We start from the raw sequence: 17,309 nt of genomic DNA on the forward strand, positions 1-17,309 counted from the left end.
CCCGTCGCAGGAGGTATTTCCGTGGAGATCCGCATCGGCATCACCAACACCGGCCGTGAGCTCAACTTCGAGACCAATGAGCCCGTGGCCGACGTCAAGAAGTCCGTCGCCAGTGCTCTGGACGCGGGCGCGACCCACGTGAGCTTCACCGATGCGAAGGGCACGAGCTACATCGTCCCGACCGCGAGCCTGGCCTACATCGAGTTCGGCACCGAAGAGTCCCGCCGCGTGGGCTTCGTCGCCTGACGTCAGCCCTCTCGTGCAGATCCTTCTCGCCCTGCTCATCGGCGCCGTGATCGGCGCGGCTGTGCACTTCCTCGTCCCCGCGCGCGGCACGCGGGGCGTGGTCCTGGCTCCCCTCCTCGGTGCGCTGATGTCCGGCCTGGTCTGGATGATCCTGACCTGGGCCGGCCTCGGCCTGGACAACCCGTGGCTGTGGCTGTCGGCGTTCGTCGCCCCGATCGTGGTCACCTACCCGGCGCTCGTGATCCTGGCGCGCACCCGCACCGCCTTCGACGCCCGCGAGAGGGCCAGACTCAAGATCGGCTGAATCGAGCGCGGATGCCGCTCGTCAGGCCGCCAGACCCATCGCATCCATGCGCTTGGAGTGCGCGCCCATCAGCTCGGTGAACACCGGCTCGACCTGCCGCTCGTCCGCGATCTGCAGCGTCGTCAGCCCGAGCGCCGCCCGCGCGATCAGCAGAGTGTCACCGACCAGACGGCGTCCCCACATCGCCAGGAGCGACGCCCACTCCGGGTCGCTGGCGATCGTCGCGCCGATGATGTCCACGATCGCTTCGCGGTCATCGTCTGCGCGCAGGATCCGGGCCACCCGGCGTCCGGTGTCGCCGTAGCTCGAGGAGAGCGCGAGGTAGAAGTCATCCAGCATCCCCGCGGTGATGTGCACCGAGAGCATGGTCTCCTGAGGCCGCACCCCGTGCGTCGCGCGTCGAAAGGCGTCCAGCGGCTCACGGAACGGAAGCATCAGGCTCGTCGGGTCATCACCGCGCTCGCGGATCAGCGCGACCAGTTCCTCGTGCTTCTGCAGGGCGGCACCCGCGGCGCGCGAGAGCGATTCCTTCTGCGCCAGCTCCGGTGTCGAGGCGATGAGCTCTGACAGAGTCTCGAAATAGCCCAGCTGCAGATACGCGGCCTGACCGAGGAACGTGTCGATGTCGGGCGCGAGCGCCTCGAAGTCGACGCGGTGAGCATCGCTCGCCTCACCGCGCGAACGCAGTTGGAGCTTTCGTCCCTGCGGGCGCTGCTGCCAGAACCACTTCACCACGACCTCAGCATATGCGCGGGCTCTCGCGGCGCGGAGGCGTGCGGCCTCCTGCGCACCACGGACGATGTCTCCACCGCGGGCCCGACCCGTTATCCTGGAGGGGTCCCCGGCATCGGATCGGGGCTCCCGCGCCTGTGGCAGAGATAAGGGCGTGGATCCCACCCCGCCCGCGCGGCGAGATCGCACAGCGCCAGGGCACCCACGAGGCAGCATCTCACTGCCGGACAGGCACACATCGTGACGACCTTCGCCGAACTCGGCGTCGACCAGGACATCGTCGAGACCCTTGCCAAAAAAGGCATCGTCGACGCTTTCCCCATCCAGGAGCAGACCATTCCCCTCGGCCTGCCCGGCCAGGACATCATCGGCCAGGCCAAGACCGGCACGGGCAAGACCTTCGGCTTCGGCATCCCCGTCGTGCAGCGGCTCGGACTGAACCCCGAGCACGGCGTGAAGGCGCTCATCGTCGTGCCCACGCGCGAACTGTGCGTGCAGGTCTACGAGGACATCGACATGCTCACCACCGGTCGCTCCACCAGCGTCGTGGCGATCTACGGCGGCAAGGCGTACGAAGGTCAGATCGAGCAGCTGCGCGCCGGCGCGCAGATCGTGGTCGGCACTCCCGGCCGCCTGATCGACCTGAACAATCAGCGCCTCCTCGATCTGTCCAACGCGACCGAGGTCGTGCTGGACGAGGCTGACAAGATGCTCGATCTCGGCTTCCTCCCCGACATCGAGAAGATCTTCCAGAAGGTGCCCGCGATCCGGCACACGCAGCTCTTCTCCGCGACGATGCCCGGACCGATCGTCGCGCTCGCGCGCCGGTTCATGACGAACCCGATCCACATCCGTGCCACCGACCCCGACGAGGGGCTCACGCAGGCCAACATCAACCACCTCGTCTACCGCGCGCACTCGATGGACAAGGATGAGGTCATCGCCCGCATCCTGCAGGCCGAGGGTCGCGGCAAGACCGTCGTCTTCACCCGCACCAAGCGCGCCGCCCAGCGGCTCTCGGACGAGCTCGGAGACCGCGGCTTCAACACCGCCTCGGTCCACGGTGACATGAGCCAGGAAGCGCGCGAGCGTTCCATGGCCGCGTTCAAGGCCGGCAAGAAGGACGTGCTCATCGCCACCGACGTCGCCGCGCGCGGCATCGACGTCGACGACGTGACCCACGTCATCAACCACACGATCCCGGATGACGAGAAGACGTACCTGCACCGCGCCGGCCGTACCGGCCGCGCCGGCAAGACGGGCATCGCGGTCACCTTCGTGGACTGGGACGACCTGCACAAGTGGGCACTCATCAACCGCGCACTCGAGTTCGGCCAACCCGAGCCCGTCGAGACGTACTCGTCGAGCCCGCACCTGTACTCCGATCTCAGCATCCCGGCCGGCACCAAGGGACGCCTGACCACAGCCCCGCGGACGCAGACGATCAAGACGCAGGATGCTGCGCCTTCCCGCTCCTCGGAGCGCGAAGGCACACCGCGTCGCCGACGCCGTCGCTCGGACGAGCCGGGGGGCAACGGGACCGAGAGCGAGGCGCAGCGCGCCGCCGCCCCCGAGGTCCCCGCCGACCACGGCTCGCACGATGCCGCCGAGGGCGCCGGAACGCATGACGGCGGAGGCAAGGAGCACCACGACGGCAACGCGGCTCCGCGCCGCCGGCGTCGTCGTCGCGGATCACGCGGCGGCGCGCCCGTCGCCGGGGCCTGAGCAGCAGCATCCGCATCTGAGTCAGGAGATGCGCCGGCAATCGGACGATCCACGCTGATCCGTCCCGTTTCCGGTGCATCTCCAGTTCTCGTGACGCCGGCGTCGAGCCCGCGTCCGACACGGTGATCCCGGTGGCTGACGTCGGAGACGGTGAGCGCTATTGTGAGCGGCACGGCGGGTCCGCCGCCGACCCTCGCTACGAAAGGCAGCCATGAGATACCTCGACGCCGTGGAATATCAGGGATTCTGGGGGTCCATCTGGGACCTCATCTGGTGGTTCCTGCTGGCCTTCGTCTTCGTCTCCTACCTCTTCGCGCTGTTCGCCGTGGTGGCGGATCTGTTCCGCGACCACAAGCTCAACGGGTGGGCGAAGGCGCTGTGGTTCATCTTCCTGATCCTCTTCCCGATCCTCTCGGTTCTGATCTATCTGATCGCCCGCGGCAAAGGGATGGCCGAGCGCAGTGCGGCTCAGGCCAGGGATCTGAGGTCAGCGCAGGACGACTACATCAGGTCGGTGGCAGGCGGCAGCCCGTCCGAGGAGATCGCCAAGGCGAAGTCGCTGCTTGATTCGGGCGCGATCAACCAGGCCGAGTTCGACCACATCAAGTCCCGGGCCCTGAGCTAGGCATCTGCGCGGCACTGCTGCGGCAGCGAATCGGTCAGGGATAGACCGGTTCGCTGCCGGTGGCCCGCTCGATGATGCGTGCCACCATGTCGTCGGTCGTCGTGTTCTCGCCCGGCTGGTTCGGCTTGCCGAGGCCGTGGTAGTCGCTTGAGCCCGTCACGATGAGGTCGCGCTCGGTAGAGATCCGGCTGAGCGTGCGGATACCGGCATCCAGATTCTCGCGGTGTCCCAGCTCGAACCCGGCCAGGCCCGCAGCCAGCATCCGCTCCAGGACGGGCATGGGAAGCAGTCCCGCGCGGCCTGCCGGGTGGGCGATGATCGGCACCCCGCCCGCGCCCACGATCAGTTCGACGGCCAGCACCGGATCCGGGGCGTAGAGGGCGACGTAGTAGTCGCCCGAGGGGCTCAGGATCTCCGAGAACGCCTCGGTGCGGTCCCGGACATGCCCCTTCGCGATCAGGGCGTCGGCGATGTGCGGGCGCCCGACGGTGGCGCCGTCCGAGGTCTGCGCGACGATGTCGTCCCAGTGCAGGTCGAAGTCTCGTCCGATCCGGTCGGCCATCGTCCGCGCCCGTTCGAGCCGCGATCGCCGGATCCGGTCGGTCATCTCGCGCAACCCGGGGTCGTCGGGATCGACGAGGTACGCCAGCACATGCACGCTGCGCCACTGATACTTGGCGGAGAGTTCCATTCCCGGAATGAACGTCATTCCGAGGGATGCCGCGGCCTCGGCTGCCTCGGCCCAGCCCGAGGTAGTGTCGTGATCGGTGAGCGCGGCCGTGCGCAGTCCGTGCCGGTGCGCGGCGGCCATCACCTGCGCGGCGGACTCGGTCCCGTCGGAGTGGACCGAATGCAGGTGCAGGTCGCTCGGACCCCTGAAACGACGCGTGTCCGACATCCCTCGAGCGTATCGCGCGGCCCGTGGCGGTCGGTCCGCAGAGGGCCGCGCCGACGCCGCGGACTGATCTCCCAGCCTGCTGACATAGAGTCGCCGCGTGCTTCGCCTGCTGGGGGTTTTCGGGACCGTGATCTGCGCGATCGCGGCCGCCGTCCTGACATGGCCGGCATTCTTCCGCGTGGAGCAGGTCTTCCCGATCGCCCAGATCGTGTCCTTCCGCGGTCCTCTCGCTCTGGCATTCGCGGTCCTCCTGGTGATCGCGCTCCTGCTCGCGATCGCGCGTCCGATCCGCGCCTTCGCCGTGGCGATCGCGGTGATCGCCGGCGTGGCGATGCTGGCCAACCTCGCTGTCGTCGTGACGCGTGGAGTCGGGACCGAGACGCTCCCCGCCAAGACGGACACCAGCATCCGGGTCATGACGTGGAACACCGCCGGTTCGGCGACGGCCCCCGAGACCGTTGCGCAGATCGCGGTCGCGATGGACGCCGACATCGTGACGCTCCCCGAGACCACGATCGAAACCGGCGAGAAGGTCGCCGTGGCGATGCGTGAGCTCGGGCATCGGATGTGGGCGCACTATGCCGAGTACGGCACCGACGGATGGGACGCGCGATCGACCACGCTGCTGATCTCTCCGGACCTGGGCGACTACTCGGTCATCGAGTCGTCGCAGGACGGCACGAGCAATACATCGACGGTGCCCAGTGCGGTGGCGATGCCGATCACGGGCGACGGGCCGATCGTGGTGGCCGCTCACGCCGTCGCCCCGCGACAGAGCTACATGCAGCACTGGCGTGACGACTTGTCGTGGCTTGCCGACCAGTGCGCCGATGCGAACGTCATCATGGCGGGCGATTTCAACGCCACCGTCGACCACATGGCGAACCTCGGCGTCGACGGTGGGACGCTCGGTCGCTGCCACGACGGCGCTGTCGAGACCGGGAGCGGCGGGGTCGGCACCTGGTCGACCGAGGTGTCCGCGGTCCTCGGGGCACCGATCGACCACGTGATGGCCTCGAGTCATTGGAAGCCGACCGGATCGCTGGTGCTCACGTCGATGGACGGCTCCGGAAGCGACCACCGACCCCTGATCGTGCAGTTCGAGCCGTTCGACTGAGGGACCGCCCATCGAGGGAATCGGATGCGTGATCCGCGCTTCGCGGTGATTCGTCGCGCCGCTGTGCTGCGGCGGTGTGCACACATGCGCGTTCCGGCGCACAGTGCGAGACTTGCCGGATGAGCACTTCAGGCGACAGTGAAACCACCGGCACCACCGAGCTCGCTCCCGAGGCGGCGCCGACCGGGATCCCCGCGAACAGTTCCGTGAACCGACGTCAGGGATTCGGCCAGGGGTTCCTCGACACGATCTCCACAGGATGGGCGGACCGGCCCTCGACCCTGCCGTCCGCGCGCGAGCAGGCGCCGTATGCCGCCCGGCGGCGCGATGCGGTCTCGGCCGCGTTCTCCGGCCGGCGCGTGGTCGTCCCGGCGGGTCCGTACAAGGTGCGCAGCAACGACACGGACTACCCCTTCCGCGCCCACTCCGCCTTCGCGCACCTGACCGGGTGGGCCGCGGACTCGGTACCGGACTCGGTACTCGTCTTCGAGCCGAGCGGTGACAGCGGTCACGACGTCACCCTCTATTTCCGGGAGCGCGCGGATCGCACGACGCAGGAGTTCTATGCGAATCCGTCGATCGGCGAGTTCTGGATCGGGCCGCGTCCGGCGCTGGCGGGAGTCGCTGCCGACCTCGGTCTGGCGACCGCGCACATCGACTCGTTCGAGTCGTCCGAGGACGACGTCGTGCTGGACGCCGATGCCGATCTCACCCGATTCGTCTCCGAGTTGCGGCTGCACAAGGACGAGTACGAACTCGCCCAGCTGCAGCTCGCGGTGGACGTCACCGCGGAGGGCTTCGATGACATCGTCGCGAACCTGCCGCGGATCATCGATCACCCCCGCGGTGAGCGCATCGTGGAGGGCGTGTTCCACCAGCGCGCGCGCAGCGACGGCAACGGGGAGGGGTACGACACCATCGCCGCCTCCGGCCCTCACGCCTGTTACCTGCACTGGACGCGCAACGACGGTCAGGTCGCCCCCGGCGACCTGATCCTGATCGACGCGGGCGTCGAGGTCGACAGCCTGTACACCGCCGACATCACCCGCACGATCCCGGTCAGCGGCCGGTTCAGCGAGGTACATCGGCGCGTGTACGAGGCGGTCCGCGAGGCAGCGGATGCCGCCTTCGCGGCCGCGCAGCCCGGCGCGAAGTTCAGCGACCTCAATGCGGCCGCATGGAACGTCATCGCGCACCGTATCGAGGAGTGGGGATTCCTGCCGGTGTCGGCGGCGCAATCCCTGGACCCCGAGACCGGACACCACCACCGGCGGTACATGGTGCACGGCACCAGCCACCACCTCGGGATCGATGTGCACGACTGCGCGCAGGCGCGCCGCGAACTGTATGCGGGTGGAACGCTCGAGCCGGGCATGGTCTTCACGATCGAGCCCGGACTGTACTTCCAGATCGACGACCTCACCGTGCCGGAGGAGTACCGCGGCATCGGCGTGCGCATCGAGGATGACATCTTCCTGACTCCGGACGGGCCGGTCAACCTCTCCGCGGCGATCCCCCGCACCGCCGACGACGTCGAGGCGTGGGTCGCTCGCCTCAACCCGTGACGTTCACACCGCCCCCGGTCTTCACCACGCGCCCGACACTGACGGGCACGTTCGGGATGACGGCATCCACCCATTGGCTGGCCACCGCGAGCGCGCAGGCCATCCTGGAACGCGGCGGCAACGCCTTCGATGCCGCCGTCGCGGGCGGCTTCGTCCTGCATGTCGTGGAGCCGCACCTGAACGGGCCGGGCGGAGACCTCGTGGGGATCTTCGCGACGGCGGCCGACCCGGCCACGCCCGTCGTGCTGATGGGCCAGGGCCCCGCGCCGGCGGGTGCCACCATCGAGCACTACCGGGGCCTGGGCCTGGAACTCGTGCCCGGTGCCGGAGGTCTGGCCGCCGCCGTACCCGGATCGGTGGACGCGTGGCTCACCCTGCTGCGCGACCACGGCACGTGGGAGCTCGGTGACATCCTCGCTTCCGCGATCGGATACGCCCGCGAGGGGCATCCGCTGCTGGCCCAGGCGAGCGCGACCATCGGCCGCGTCGCCGGCCTCTTCCGCGAGCACTGGCCGTCGTCGGCGGAACTGTGGATGCCCGAGGGCCGGGTCCCCGCGCCGGGGACTCTCGTGCGCAACCCCGCCTACGCCGACGTCCTCCAGTCGCTCGTCGCGGCCGGTCGCGGCATCCGCGATGAGGGGCCGGTCGGTCGGATCGCCCGGATCGACGCGGCCCTGCGGGAATGGCGGAGCGGGCGCGTCGCACAGGCAGCCGCCGCGTTCCTTGCGACCCCGCACCGGCATTCGGACGGCCGCGACCATCGCGGCGTGATCGAGGCGAGCGATTTCGCGGACTTCGAAGCGGGATACGACACACCGGTCACGATCGAGTTCCGCGGTCACAACATCGCCAAGGCGGGGGCCTGGACCCAGGGACCCGCCCTGCTGCAGACGCTGCGGATCCTCGACGGGCACGATGAGATCGACCCGTCGACGGAGGCGGGCGCGCACGTCGTGCTGGAGGCGCTCAAGCTCGCCCTCGCCGATCGGGACGCGTATTACGGTGACGGCGATGTGCCGCTGGACGTGCTCCTGTCGGAGGAGTACGCGACCGCCCGCCGCGCGCAGATCGGTGACAGCGCGTCGCAGGACTGGCGGCCCGGCAGCGTACCCGGACGCTCACCGTTCCGCCCCCGTCTGCGCAGCGCCGGAGCCGACGCTGCCAGCGGTCTCGGCGAGCCGACGATCGACCGCTCGGGCCGGACACGCGGGGATACGTGTCACATCGATGTCGTGGACCGCTGGGGCAACATGATCGCCGTCACACCGTCCGGCGGATGGCTGCAGTCCTCACCGACGATCCCCGACCTCGGCTTCTGCCTCGGCACGCGTCTGCAGATGATGTGGCTGGATGCCTCCTCCCCCGCCGCCCTGCGTCCCGGGGCGCGGCCGCGCACTACGCTCACGCCGACCCTGGTTCTGAGGGACGGTCAGCCGGTCATGGCGCTCGGGACGCCCGGCGGTGACCAGCAGGAGCAGTGGCAGGTGCCCGTGCTGCTGCGGATGCTCGTGGGCGGGTACTCCGCCCAGCAGGCGATCGATGCGCCGTCTCTGCACACCACCGCCCTGGTGGACTCCTTCTGGCCGCGCGGCTGGACCCCCGCCGGCGTTTTCGTGGAGGATCGCCTCGGCGAGTCGGTCATCACCGGGCTGGAACGGCGCGGACACTCAGTGACGCGCGCCGGCGACTGGTCTCTCGGGCGCGTGTCGGCCGTGGGACGGGATGCCGGTACCGGACTGGTCTGGGCAGCGGCGAACCCGCGGGGTATGCAGGGCTACGCTGCCGGTCGGTGAGGCCCGCCGCCCGAGCTCATCGCGGGAGCACGCCGCGCATCCACGCCGCGGCCAGTGCGGCCAGGCCGGCGCCGACCTCGTCGGCCGGGCGCTTGCGGCCCTTCACCTCGAACGAGTGGCCGCCGCCGTCGATCCACGCGATCGATGCGCTCCGGCACGATGCCACGGCGTCTTCGAGCTGCGAGCGCGGGTCGATGAACGGGTCGTTCGTGCCCTCCACGAACAGCTGCGGCGGCACGATGGACGGCAGGTGGGCGACGCGCGCTTTCGAGGGATCGCCGGGGGGATGCAGCGGATAACCCAGATAGATGAGCCCGGCCGGATCGATGACCCCCTCCGCCGCGGCCATCGAGGCCATGCGTCCGCCATACGACTTGCCCGAGGCCCAGACCGGGCTGCCCTCCGCATGCTCCTCGGCGCGGGCGATCGCCGCCGTCCACGTGAGGACCGCGTGCGCCGCCGGTCCCGGCATCCGTCGTCCGAGCTGGATGTACGGGAAGTTGAACCGCAGGGTCGCGACGCCCTCCGCCCGCATGGCGCGGGCGAAGCCGACGAGGAAGGGATGCGCATACCCGGCGCCTGCGCCGTGCGCGATCGCGATCGTCGCCCATGCGTCGTCCGGACGGCCGTAGGCGGCGTCGACCTCGATCGGGCCGGACGGAAGCGGGACGTCGAAGCGCGTCTCGGTCTCGTCCGCTGTCATCGCGGAGACGGCGAGTGCGCCCCACCGTCTTCGGCGGGCGGGTCTTCGCGCTCGGACGCGGAGACGTCGGATCCCGCCGGGGCGTCGGACCCGCTCTCGGGCGGAGACGTCGGGATCGGTTCCGCGGAGTCGTCGGCGGCCGGCGCGACCCGCTCGCCGTAGCGCGGGGGCTCGGCACCGGCATCCGCCGTCGGCGCAGCGGGCAACGGTCCGGCGGGCGGAGTCGGGTCTGCCGATGCGGCGGGAGTGCGTGGCTGTGGAGCTGTCTGCCCGCCCAGCACCTGCCGCGCCCGCTGCATGCTGGCGGCGGCGACCGTCACCTCGTAGTGCTCGGCGATGACCTGCATGACCGACGCGAAATCGCGCCGGCGGCGCACGAACGAATACGTGATGATGCTGAAGAGCATCCCGATCGCGATGCCGACGAAGAGCACTCCGACGAACGCCTGGATCGGGACCGCCGGGGTGCCGATCACGAGGATCGCAGAGAACAGCAGGCCCAGGAGCACGCCGTTGATCGCACCGGAGCGTGCCGCGGTCGCATAGCCCAGACGACCGGTCACCCGCTCGACGGAGCGCAGGTCCTGCCCCACGATCGCGATGTCACGCGCCGGTATGTCGGCGGCGATCAACGTGGAGACCGCCTTCTGCGCCGCCTCGTACGTCGGGAAGCTCGCGATGCTCTGCCCGATGTCTTCGAGGCTCTGCGGGATCCTCCCGCCGTTGATGCTCACCGTCCCATCCTCCCACGGCCCGACCTCCCCGCCCCCTCACGCACACCGGGCTACGCTGGAACGCGTGAGCATGCAGAGGGTCTTCGTGGCGCGCCTTTCGGGGTGCTCCGTCTTCGACCCCGCGGGCGACCGGCTGGGCAAGGTACGCGACGTCGTCGTCATCTACCGCAAGGACGACCCGCCGCGCGTTGTGGGCCTGGTCGTGGAGATCCCCGGCCGCCGCCACGTGTTCGTCTCGATCGGCAGGGTGACCTCCATCGCGACCGGCCAGGTCATCACGACCGGCCTCATCAACGTGCGCCGGTTCCAGCAGCGCGGCGGCGAGGTGCGTGTCATGTCCGAACTGCTCGGCCGACGCGTGACGCTCACCGACGGCAGCGGGACGGCGGTCATCGAGGACGTGGCGATCGAGCGCAACCGTCTCGACGAGTGGGACGTCGGCCAGCTGTTCCTGCGGCGCCCCCGCACGAGCGCCTCACCGTTCGCCAAGGGTCCGACGACGTTCGCGACGTGGAACGAGGTGCGGGAGGGCAACTCCGGCGAGGCGCAGTCCGCCGAGCAGCTCGTTGCCTCGTTCGCCGACCTCAAGCCCGCGGACCTGGCCAACACGCTGCTCGACCTCCCCAACGAGCGCATGCTCGAGGTTGCCGAAGAGCTCTCCGACGAGCGGCTCGCCGACGCCCTGGAGGAGATGCCTGAGGACGACCAGGTGCACATTCTCGAGCGGCTCGGCGACGAGCGCGCGGCTGACATCCTCGACGCGATGGAACCCGACGACGCGGCCGACCTGCTCGGTCAGCTTCCCGATGCCCGGTCCGAGCAGCTTCTGGATCTGATGGAGCCCGAAGAGGCTGAGGACGTCCGCGCGCTGCTGCAGTACGGGCCCGACACGGCCGGCGGGCTCATGACGAGCGAACCGATCGTGCTCTCTGCCGATGCGACCGTCGCCGAGGCCCTGGCGCTCATCCGCCGGCACGAGCTGCACCCGGCGCTCGCCGCCGCCGTCTTCGTCACCCTTCCCCCGTACGAGACGCCCACCGGCCGGCTGCTGGGAACCGTGCACTTCCAGCGCATGCTGCGCTACCCGCCGCACGAGCGCCTGGGCGCGATCATCGACGACACCCTGGATCCGGTGCCGGCGACGGCGTCCGCCGCAGAAGTTGCGCGGATGCTCGCCAGCTACGACCTTGTGTCGCTGCCCGTGGTGGACAAGGCGCGGCGCCTGGTCGGCGCGATCACCGTCGACGACGTGCTGGACTACCTGCTGCCCGACGACTGGCGGTCCTCCGGCGGTGACGACGAGCAGCACGCGCGGGCGTCCGCGGGAACGATCGCGGCCGCACCGCCTCCGGCCAGCACCAGGGGCGCGGGGAGGCGGCGCTGATGGCGCGTTTCCGGCAGTCCTCGCTGGACGCCCCCCGCGGTCGTTCGGGCATGCTGAGCCGCAACCCTCAGCCCTCTCGCGACCGATTCGGGCGGTTCTCCGAGGCGTTCGCCCGCGGGATGGGAACCTCCGGGTTCCTCATCGGCATGACCGTCTTCGTCACCGTGTGGCTGATGTGGAACTCCCTGGCGCCGGTTGATCTGCAGTTCGACCCGAGGGCGACGAACTTCACGCTGCTGACCCTGATCCTCTCGCTGCAGGCCTCCTACGCCGCCCCGCTCATCCTGCTCGCGCAGAACCGGCAGGACGACCGGGACCGCGTCCAGATCGAGCAGGACCGCCAGCGCGCCGAGCGCAACCTTGCTGACACGGAGTACCTCGCCCGCGAGGTCGTGGCGCTGCGCATGGTCGTGACCGACGTCTCCGAGGACGTGGTGACCAGGGACGTGCTGCGCGCCGAGTTGAAGGTGCTGTTGGAGCAGCTCGACGATCGCGGAGCGACAGCGCCCAGGGGCGGCGCCGAGCGGTGACGACAGACGAGGCTGTCCGGCGTGCGGTCGGCGCGGTTCTCGACCCGGAGCTGAGGCGCCCGATCGCCGAACTCGGCATGCTCCGCGACATCTCCGTCGCCGACGGCGTGGCTTCCGTGGGCATCGTCCTGACGATCGTCGGCTGCCCTGCCGCCGACCGGATCTCCGCGGACGTGCGCGCCGCCGCGGCATCCGTGACCGGTGTCACAGACGTCTCCCTCGAGGTCGGCGTGATGTCCCCCGCGGAGCGGCGTGATCTGACCGAGCAGCTGCGCGGTGGCCGTCCCGCCCGCGAGATGCCGTTCGGGCCGGGATCACTCACCCGCGTCCTGGCTGTGACCAGCGGCAAAGGCGGCGTAGGCAAGTCCACCGTCACGGCGAACCTCGCCGTCGCGCTCGCCCGCCGCGGCCTGGCCGTCGGCCTGGTGGATGCCGATGTCCACGGCTTCTCGATACCGGGCCTTCTCGGGCTCGTCGACGCGGACGGCAACGTGCCCCAGCCCACGCGCATCGACGATCTGATGCTTCCGCCGGTCGCCTACGGGGTGAAGGTCATCTCGATCGGGATGTTCCTGCGCCGCGCGCACGGCGACGCCCCGGTCGGCGCCGTGGCGTGGCGTGGCCCGATGCTCCACCGGACCGTGCAGCAATTCCTCACGGACGTCTACTTCGGCGATCTGGACATCCTCCTCCTGGACATGCCGCCCGGGACGGGCGACATCGCGATCACGGTCGGTCAGCTGCTTCCCAACGCCGAGGTCATCGTCGTGACGACGCCTCAGGCCGCGGCATCAGATGTGGCGGTCCGCAGCGGCATCGTGGCACGCCAGACCGGCCAGCGCGTCACCGGCGTCGTGGAGAACATGTCGGCGATGATCCTGCCCGACGGCACCACGTTCGAATTGTTCGGATCCGGCGGCGGTGCCGCCGTGGTCGCCGCGCTGGCCGAGGAGACCGCGCCGGTCCGGCTGCTCGGCTCGATCCCGCTCAGCCCCGCGCTGCGTGCGGACGGGGATGCCGGAACCCCCGTGGTGGTCGCGCATCCCGCCGATCCCGCCGCCGTCGCGATCGAAGCGCTGGCGCAGACGATCGCGACCGAACCCCGCGGCCTCGCCGGCCGGTCACTGCCACTGCGCCCGAGCTGAGCCCGGTCAGGTCGCTTCGCTGTCGAAGGGCGGCGGCTCCTCATTGCTGAACGGTGCGCTCGCCGGCCTGGACGTCGTGAACGGGGCCGGAGACGTGACGGCGGCCGCCGCGCTCGCGGCGCGCACCGTCGGAACGGGCGCGTCATCCAGCAGGGCCTCGCGGATGATCCGGCGGGGATCGTACTGGCGGGGGTCGAGCGTGCGCCAATCGACGTCGTCGAAGTCCGCCCCCATCTCGTCCTTCATGCGGGTCTTGGCGGTCGTGACGTACTCCTTGGCACGCTTGACGAACCGCGTCAGGCTCTCCACATAGCGCGGCAGCCGCTCTGGTCCGATGAGCAGCCCCGCGACCACACCGATCAGCAGAAGCTTCTCGATCGTGAGTCCGAAGAACATGCATTCAGGTTACCGCCGCGCCTGAGCGCTCGGCGCGGCGTGTCCGCGTAGGCTGGCCGCGAAGGAGCACCGATGGGCGAGCAGGACGCGAACTACCGCTTCGCCGATGAGGCGACGATCGAACCGGAGCACATCACGCGCGCCCGCGCGCATGCTCTCGAGCTCGGTGCCGCGCCCGTCAGCGCCGCCGTGGGTGCCCAGTGCGCAGTGCTGGCCGCCGCGTCGCAGGCACTGAACATCGTCGAGATCGGCACCGGAGCCGGTGTGTCCGGCCTCTGGCTGCTCTACGGGTCGCCGCGGGCGACGCTGACCACGATCGACAGCGAGCCCGAACATCTGGGCGCGGCCCGACAGGCATTCAGCGAGGCGAAGATCCCGCCCGCCCGAGCGCGTTTCATCACGGGACGCGCCGCCGAGGTGCTCCCCCGGATGAACGAGGCCTCCTACGACATCGTCCTGGTCGACGCCGACCCCGAAGGCGTCATCGAGTACGTCGAGCACGGCCTCCGCCTGGTGCGCGCGGGCGGCACCGTCCTGGTCCCGCGCGTGCTGCGCAACGGTGCGGTCAGCGACCCCGTGCGCCGCGACGCGGTGACGGCCGCCTACCGCTCACTGATCTCCGAGACTCAGGCCTCGCCCGCCGTGATCGGCGCGCTGTCGATCGTCGGCGAGGGGCTCTTGCAGCTCACCACTCGACCGGCCGGATGACGCACGCCGCGGCATCCATCCCGGGCAACGCGAAACGGCCGGTCCACAGGACCGGCCGTCGGCGTCTGAAGCGTGATCAGGCGACGTTCACAACGCCGCCGAGCACTTCGTAGAGCTCCTTGGCCTCAGCGTCGTTCACCGAGACGACGAGGCGTCCCCCACCTTCGAGCGGCACGCGCACGATGATCAGGCGACCCTCCTTCACGGCCTCCATTGGCCCGTCTCCGGTTCTCGGCTTCATGGCTGCCATCGTGGCTCCCTTTCGTCGTGGTCTGCGTGTCAAGTTTATCCCGCCGCGTGCGATAGGAGATAATCGGCCCGCTGCGCGGAAGTCGTGGGTGCCGCACCCGCTCAAGGAATGGTCCAGTACGCCGTATTCCCGAGCGCGTACATGTTGTAGATCCACCACCACTGCCCGACCAGGCAGACGGCCAGCACCGACACCCGGTAGGCGGTCGAGCGCGGGAGCGCGATCGCGCCCCACACGGGCGATACGGGAACGAGAAGGCGAAAGATGCTGGACTGTGGAAAGAACACCGCGAGCAGATACACGAGGTAGCTCGCCACCCACAGTCGCGTCTCGACGCCGAGCCGCTTGAGGTGGGGTTCGAACAGGAGCAGCGCGGCCACGGCCAGCACGGACGCCGCGAGCACCACGTACCCGGTGACCTCCCCGACGTGCCAGATGCGCCCGAACCACAGGGCGGTGCCCTCGACGAATCCCCCGAACGGCACGAAGCCGTCTCCGGACACCGCGGTGCGTCGCCACGCCAGTTCCGTGGCGAGATAGGCATCCGCGCGCCCGGTGGCCATGCCGGCGAGCACCTGCCACGAGAACCCGACGACGACCGCGAGCAGTCCGAGCGCCACGATGTGGACGATCTGACGCGCCGGCAGCGCATCGCGTCGTCGGCAGATCCACCGCCAGATTCCGTACATGCCGAGGAACAGCGCGAAGGCCAGGACGCCGGGACGAGTGAAACCCATCAGCGGGATGAGAATGTACAACCAGCCGAACTGGCGGCGCTGAACGAGCCAGAGGGACAGGAACAGCCACAGCAGGAACAGCGACTCGGCATATCCCACGTGGAAGAGCGCCGCCATCGGGCCGGCCGCGAAGAACAGCGCAGCCCACGTCGCCGCCGGGACGTCGATGCGCATTCGCAGCATCCGGTACAGCACCAGGCACGCCAGATAGCCTGCGACGATCGAGACGACGACCGCGCCGACGCCCCACGCCGGCGCGCCGGTCCACGCCAGCGCTTCGAACGGCAGACCGACGATCCGCGCAAGGTACGGGTACACGGGCATGAACGCCCACTGGTTCTCGGACACCTCCCCGGTCTCGGTCAGCGGAAGCTCGGTCGGATACCCGCCCACAGCGATCAGCCAGTACCACTGCGCGTCCCACCCGAGCAGGAAGCTGCCGATCGTGGCGTCCTGACCGAAGCGCGAACCGGGCCCGGCCAGCGCTGCGGCGAGGATCAGGAAACCCGTCGTGACCGCGCGTGCGGCGACATACAGGATGCCGATCCGCAGCGCCGCCGGAAGCGTGCGCCACCCGCGGCGCGGCGGAGCGATCAGGGCGCGCTCAACCACGCCCGGAGTCCGCGTTCCACGTCCTCGATCTGCGCGTGGGAGACCCGCTCCTCATCGTGATGAGCCAGCATCGGGTCACCGGGCCCGTAGTTGACGGCAGGAACACCCATGGCGGAGAACCGGGCGACATCGGTCCATCCGTACTTCGGACGGGCTTCCGCGCCCACCGCCGCGACGAACTCCTGGGCGAGCGGCGCATCCAGACCCGGGCGGGCGCCGACCGCGATGTCCACGACGTCGAGTTCGAACCCTGCGAAGACGTCACGCACGTGGCCCTCGGCCTCTTCGGCGGACCGGCTCGGGGCGAAGCGATAGTTCACCTCGACCTCGCACAGGTCGGGGATCACGTTGCCGGCCACCCCACCCGTGATCCGCACGGCGTTCAGCCCCTCGCGGTACACGAGTCCGTCGACGGGGACCTCCCGTGGGCGGTATTCGGCGAGCCGGGCCAGCACCGGCGCGGCCTTGTGGATCGCGTTCTCGCCGACCCACGCGCGCGCGCTGTGCGCCCGGACGCCGTGCGTGCGCACGATCACGCGCATGTTGCCGTTGCAGCCGCCTTCGACGGCGCCGTTGGACGGCTCGCCGAGGATCGCGAAGTCGGCCGCGAACAGATCCGGCCGTGTGGCGGCGAGGCGCGTCAGCCCGTTCAAGTCGGCGTCGACCTCCTCGTGGTCGTACCACATCCACGTGATGTCCACACGGGGATCGGTCAGTTCGGCGGCGAGCTTGAGCTGGACCGCGACTCCGGCCTTCATGTCCACCGTCCCCCGCCCCCAGAGGAAGGGGGCGCCGTCGATCGCGACCTCGCGCGTGGGCACGTTCCCGTTGATCGGCACCGTGTCGATGTGGCCGGCGATCACGACCCGCTGAGCACGACCCAGCTGGGTGCGCGCGACGATGGTGTCGCCATCTCGATACACCTCGAGGTGGGCCAGATCGCGCATCGAGGCCGCGATCAGATCGGCCAGCGCCACCTCGTCGCCGGAGACGCTCGGGATGTCGCAGATCATCCGGGTGAGATCGACAGAGGTCGCGGTCAGATCGAGCGGCGGCATCCCTCGAGTCTACTGATGACGCACCGGCGGCCCGGTAGCGTGGAGTG

At 69.9% G+C, this 17,309-nt stretch carries 19 protein-coding genes; 11 read left to right on the plus strand and 8 right to left on the minus strand.

From position 1 onward, the window contains the following. Positions 1–21: 21 nt before the first annotated feature. Positions 22–246, plus strand: coding sequence for a DUF3107 domain-containing protein (locus ABD655_RS11420; RefSeq protein WP_344714047.1), 225 nt, complete (start codon positions 22–24; stop codon positions 244–246). Between the two features lie 13 nt (positions 247–259). Further along, on the plus strand, positions 260–550 hold the full coding sequence (locus ABD655_RS11425) for a hypothetical protein (protein ID WP_344714048.1): 291 nt from the start codon (positions 260–262) through the stop codon (positions 548–550). Between the two features lie 21 nt (positions 551–571). Here ABD655_RS11425 and ABD655_RS11430 read toward each other — a convergent pair whose 3' ends face one another. Then, positions 572–1,285, minus strand: a complete 714-nt coding sequence (locus tag ABD655_RS11430) for a ferritin-like fold-containing protein (RefSeq protein WP_344714050.1) — start codon at positions 1,283–1,285, stop codon at positions 572–574. 237 nt (positions 1,286–1,522) lie between these two features. On the opposite strand from ABD655_RS11430, the gene ABD655_RS11435 reads away from it, so the two are divergent. Both ABD655_RS11435 and ABD655_RS11440 read left to right on the plus strand, forming a co-directional pair. Beyond that, on the plus strand, positions 1,523–3,007 hold the full coding sequence (locus ABD655_RS11435; RefSeq protein ID WP_344714051.1) for a DEAD/DEAH box helicase: 1,485 nt from the start codon (positions 1,523–1,525) through the stop codon (positions 3,005–3,007). Positions 3,008–3,218: 211 nt separating this feature from the next. Further along, positions 3,219–3,632: an SHOCT domain-containing protein gene (locus tag ABD655_RS11440; RefSeq protein ID WP_344714052.1), complete on the plus strand. Its 414-nt coding sequence runs from the start codon at positions 3,219–3,221 to the stop codon at positions 3,630–3,632. A 34-nt stretch (positions 3,633–3,666) separates the two neighbouring features. Here ABD655_RS11440 and ABD655_RS11445 read toward each other — a convergent pair whose 3' ends face one another. Beyond that, entirely contained in the window at positions 3,667–4,530 is an 864-nt protein-coding gene (locus tag ABD655_RS11445) for a PHP domain-containing protein (protein WP_344714053.1), read from the minus strand. A 97-nt stretch (positions 4,531–4,627) separates the two neighbouring features. Here ABD655_RS11445 and ABD655_RS11450 point away from each other — a divergent pair, with 97 nt between their 5' ends. The 3 genes from ABD655_RS11450 to ABD655_RS11460 all read left to right on the plus strand — a co-directional run bounded on the left by ABD655_RS11450 (position 4,628) and on the right by ABD655_RS11460 (position 9,005). Then, a complete protein-coding gene (locus ABD655_RS11450) occupies positions 4,628–5,647 on the plus strand; it encodes an endonuclease/exonuclease/phosphatase family protein (protein ID WP_344714055.1) in 1,020 nt (339 codons plus the stop codon). Between the two features lie 119 nt (positions 5,648–5,766). Then, positions 5,767–7,212, plus strand: coding sequence for an aminopeptidase P family protein (locus ABD655_RS11455; protein ID WP_344714056.1), 1,446 nt, complete (start codon positions 5,767–5,769; stop codon positions 7,210–7,212). Then, entirely contained in the window at positions 7,209–9,005 is a 1,797-nt protein-coding gene (locus ABD655_RS11460) for a gamma-glutamyltransferase family protein (protein WP_344714058.1), read from the plus strand. The genes ABD655_RS11455 and ABD655_RS11460 overlap by 4 nt, the downstream gene beginning before the upstream one ends. A 16-nt stretch (positions 9,006–9,021) precedes the next feature. Here ABD655_RS11460 and ABD655_RS11465 read toward each other — a convergent pair whose 3' ends face one another. Together ABD655_RS11465 and ABD655_RS11470 are read right to left on the minus strand one after the other, a co-directional pair. Continuing rightward, a complete protein-coding gene (locus ABD655_RS11465; protein ID WP_344714060.1) occupies positions 9,022–9,708 on the minus strand; it encodes an alpha/beta hydrolase family protein in 687 nt (228 codons plus the stop codon). Then, a complete protein-coding gene (locus ABD655_RS11470; protein WP_344714062.1) occupies positions 9,705–10,442 on the minus strand; it encodes a YflT domain-containing protein in 738 nt (245 codons plus the stop codon). The genes ABD655_RS11465 and ABD655_RS11470 overlap by 4 nt, the downstream gene beginning before the upstream one ends. Before the next feature lie 64 nt (positions 10,443–10,506). Between ABD655_RS11470 and ABD655_RS11475 the strand changes: the two genes are divergently transcribed. Genes ABD655_RS11475 through ABD655_RS11485 form a run of 3 tightly spaced genes read left to right on the plus strand, consistent with a single transcriptional unit; the run spans position 10,507 to position 13,501 of the window. Next, a complete protein-coding gene (locus ABD655_RS11475) occupies positions 10,507–11,826 on the plus strand; it encodes a magnesium transporter MgtE N-terminal domain-containing protein (protein WP_344714064.1) in 1,320 nt (439 codons plus the stop codon). After that, entirely contained in the window at positions 11,826–12,356 is a 531-nt protein-coding gene (locus ABD655_RS11480; protein WP_344714066.1) for a DUF1003 domain-containing protein, read from the plus strand. Before ABD655_RS11475 ends, ABD655_RS11480 begins: the two co-directional genes overlap by 1 nt. After that, complete coding sequence (locus tag ABD655_RS11485; protein ID WP_344714068.1) at positions 12,353–13,501, plus strand: Mrp/NBP35 family ATP-binding protein; 1,149 nt, start codon at positions 12,353–12,355, stop codon at positions 13,499–13,501. Before ABD655_RS11480 ends, ABD655_RS11485 begins: the two co-directional genes overlap by 4 nt. 6 nt (positions 13,502–13,507) lie before the next feature. Here ABD655_RS11485 and ABD655_RS11490 read toward each other — a convergent pair whose 3' ends face one another. Continuing rightward, positions 13,508–13,897, minus strand: a complete 390-nt coding sequence (locus ABD655_RS11490; protein WP_344714069.1) for a twin-arginine translocase TatA/TatE family subunit — start codon at positions 13,895–13,897, stop codon at positions 13,508–13,510. A 72-nt stretch (positions 13,898–13,969) separates the two neighbouring features. On the opposite strand from ABD655_RS11490, the gene ABD655_RS11495 reads away from it, so the two are divergent. Then, the gene (locus tag ABD655_RS11495; protein ID WP_344714071.1) at positions 13,970–14,605 is read left to right on the plus strand and encodes an O-methyltransferase; all 636 of its coding nucleotides are present in this window, start codon (positions 13,970–13,972) and stop codon (positions 14,603–14,605) included. 76 nt (positions 14,606–14,681) lie between these two features. On the opposite strand, the gene ABD655_RS11500 is transcribed toward ABD655_RS11495, so the two are convergent. From ABD655_RS11500 to dapE, 3 genes are all read right to left on the minus strand, one after another. After that, the gene (locus ABD655_RS11500) at positions 14,682–14,855 is read right to left on the minus strand and encodes a DUF3117 domain-containing protein (protein ID WP_344714073.1); all 174 of its coding nucleotides are present in this window, start codon (positions 14,853–14,855) and stop codon (positions 14,682–14,684) included. 101 nt (positions 14,856–14,956) lie between these two features. Continuing rightward, positions 14,957–16,204, minus strand: a complete 1,248-nt coding sequence (locus ABD655_RS11505; RefSeq protein ID WP_344714075.1) for a mannosyltransferase family protein — start codon at positions 16,202–16,204, stop codon at positions 14,957–14,959. Further along, the gene (dapE, locus tag ABD655_RS11510) at positions 16,186–17,262 is read right to left on the minus strand and encodes a succinyl-diaminopimelate desuccinylase (RefSeq protein ID WP_344714078.1); all 1,077 of its coding nucleotides are present in this window, start codon (positions 17,260–17,262) and stop codon (positions 16,186–16,188) included. Before dapE ends, ABD655_RS11505 begins: the two co-directional genes overlap by 19 nt. Between the last annotated feature and the right edge of the window lie 47 nt (positions 17,263–17,309).

Source organism: Microbacterium terregens (assembly GCF_039534975.1).
GTDB lineage: Bacteria > Actinomycetota > Actinomycetes > Actinomycetales > Microbacteriaceae > Microbacterium > Microbacterium terregens.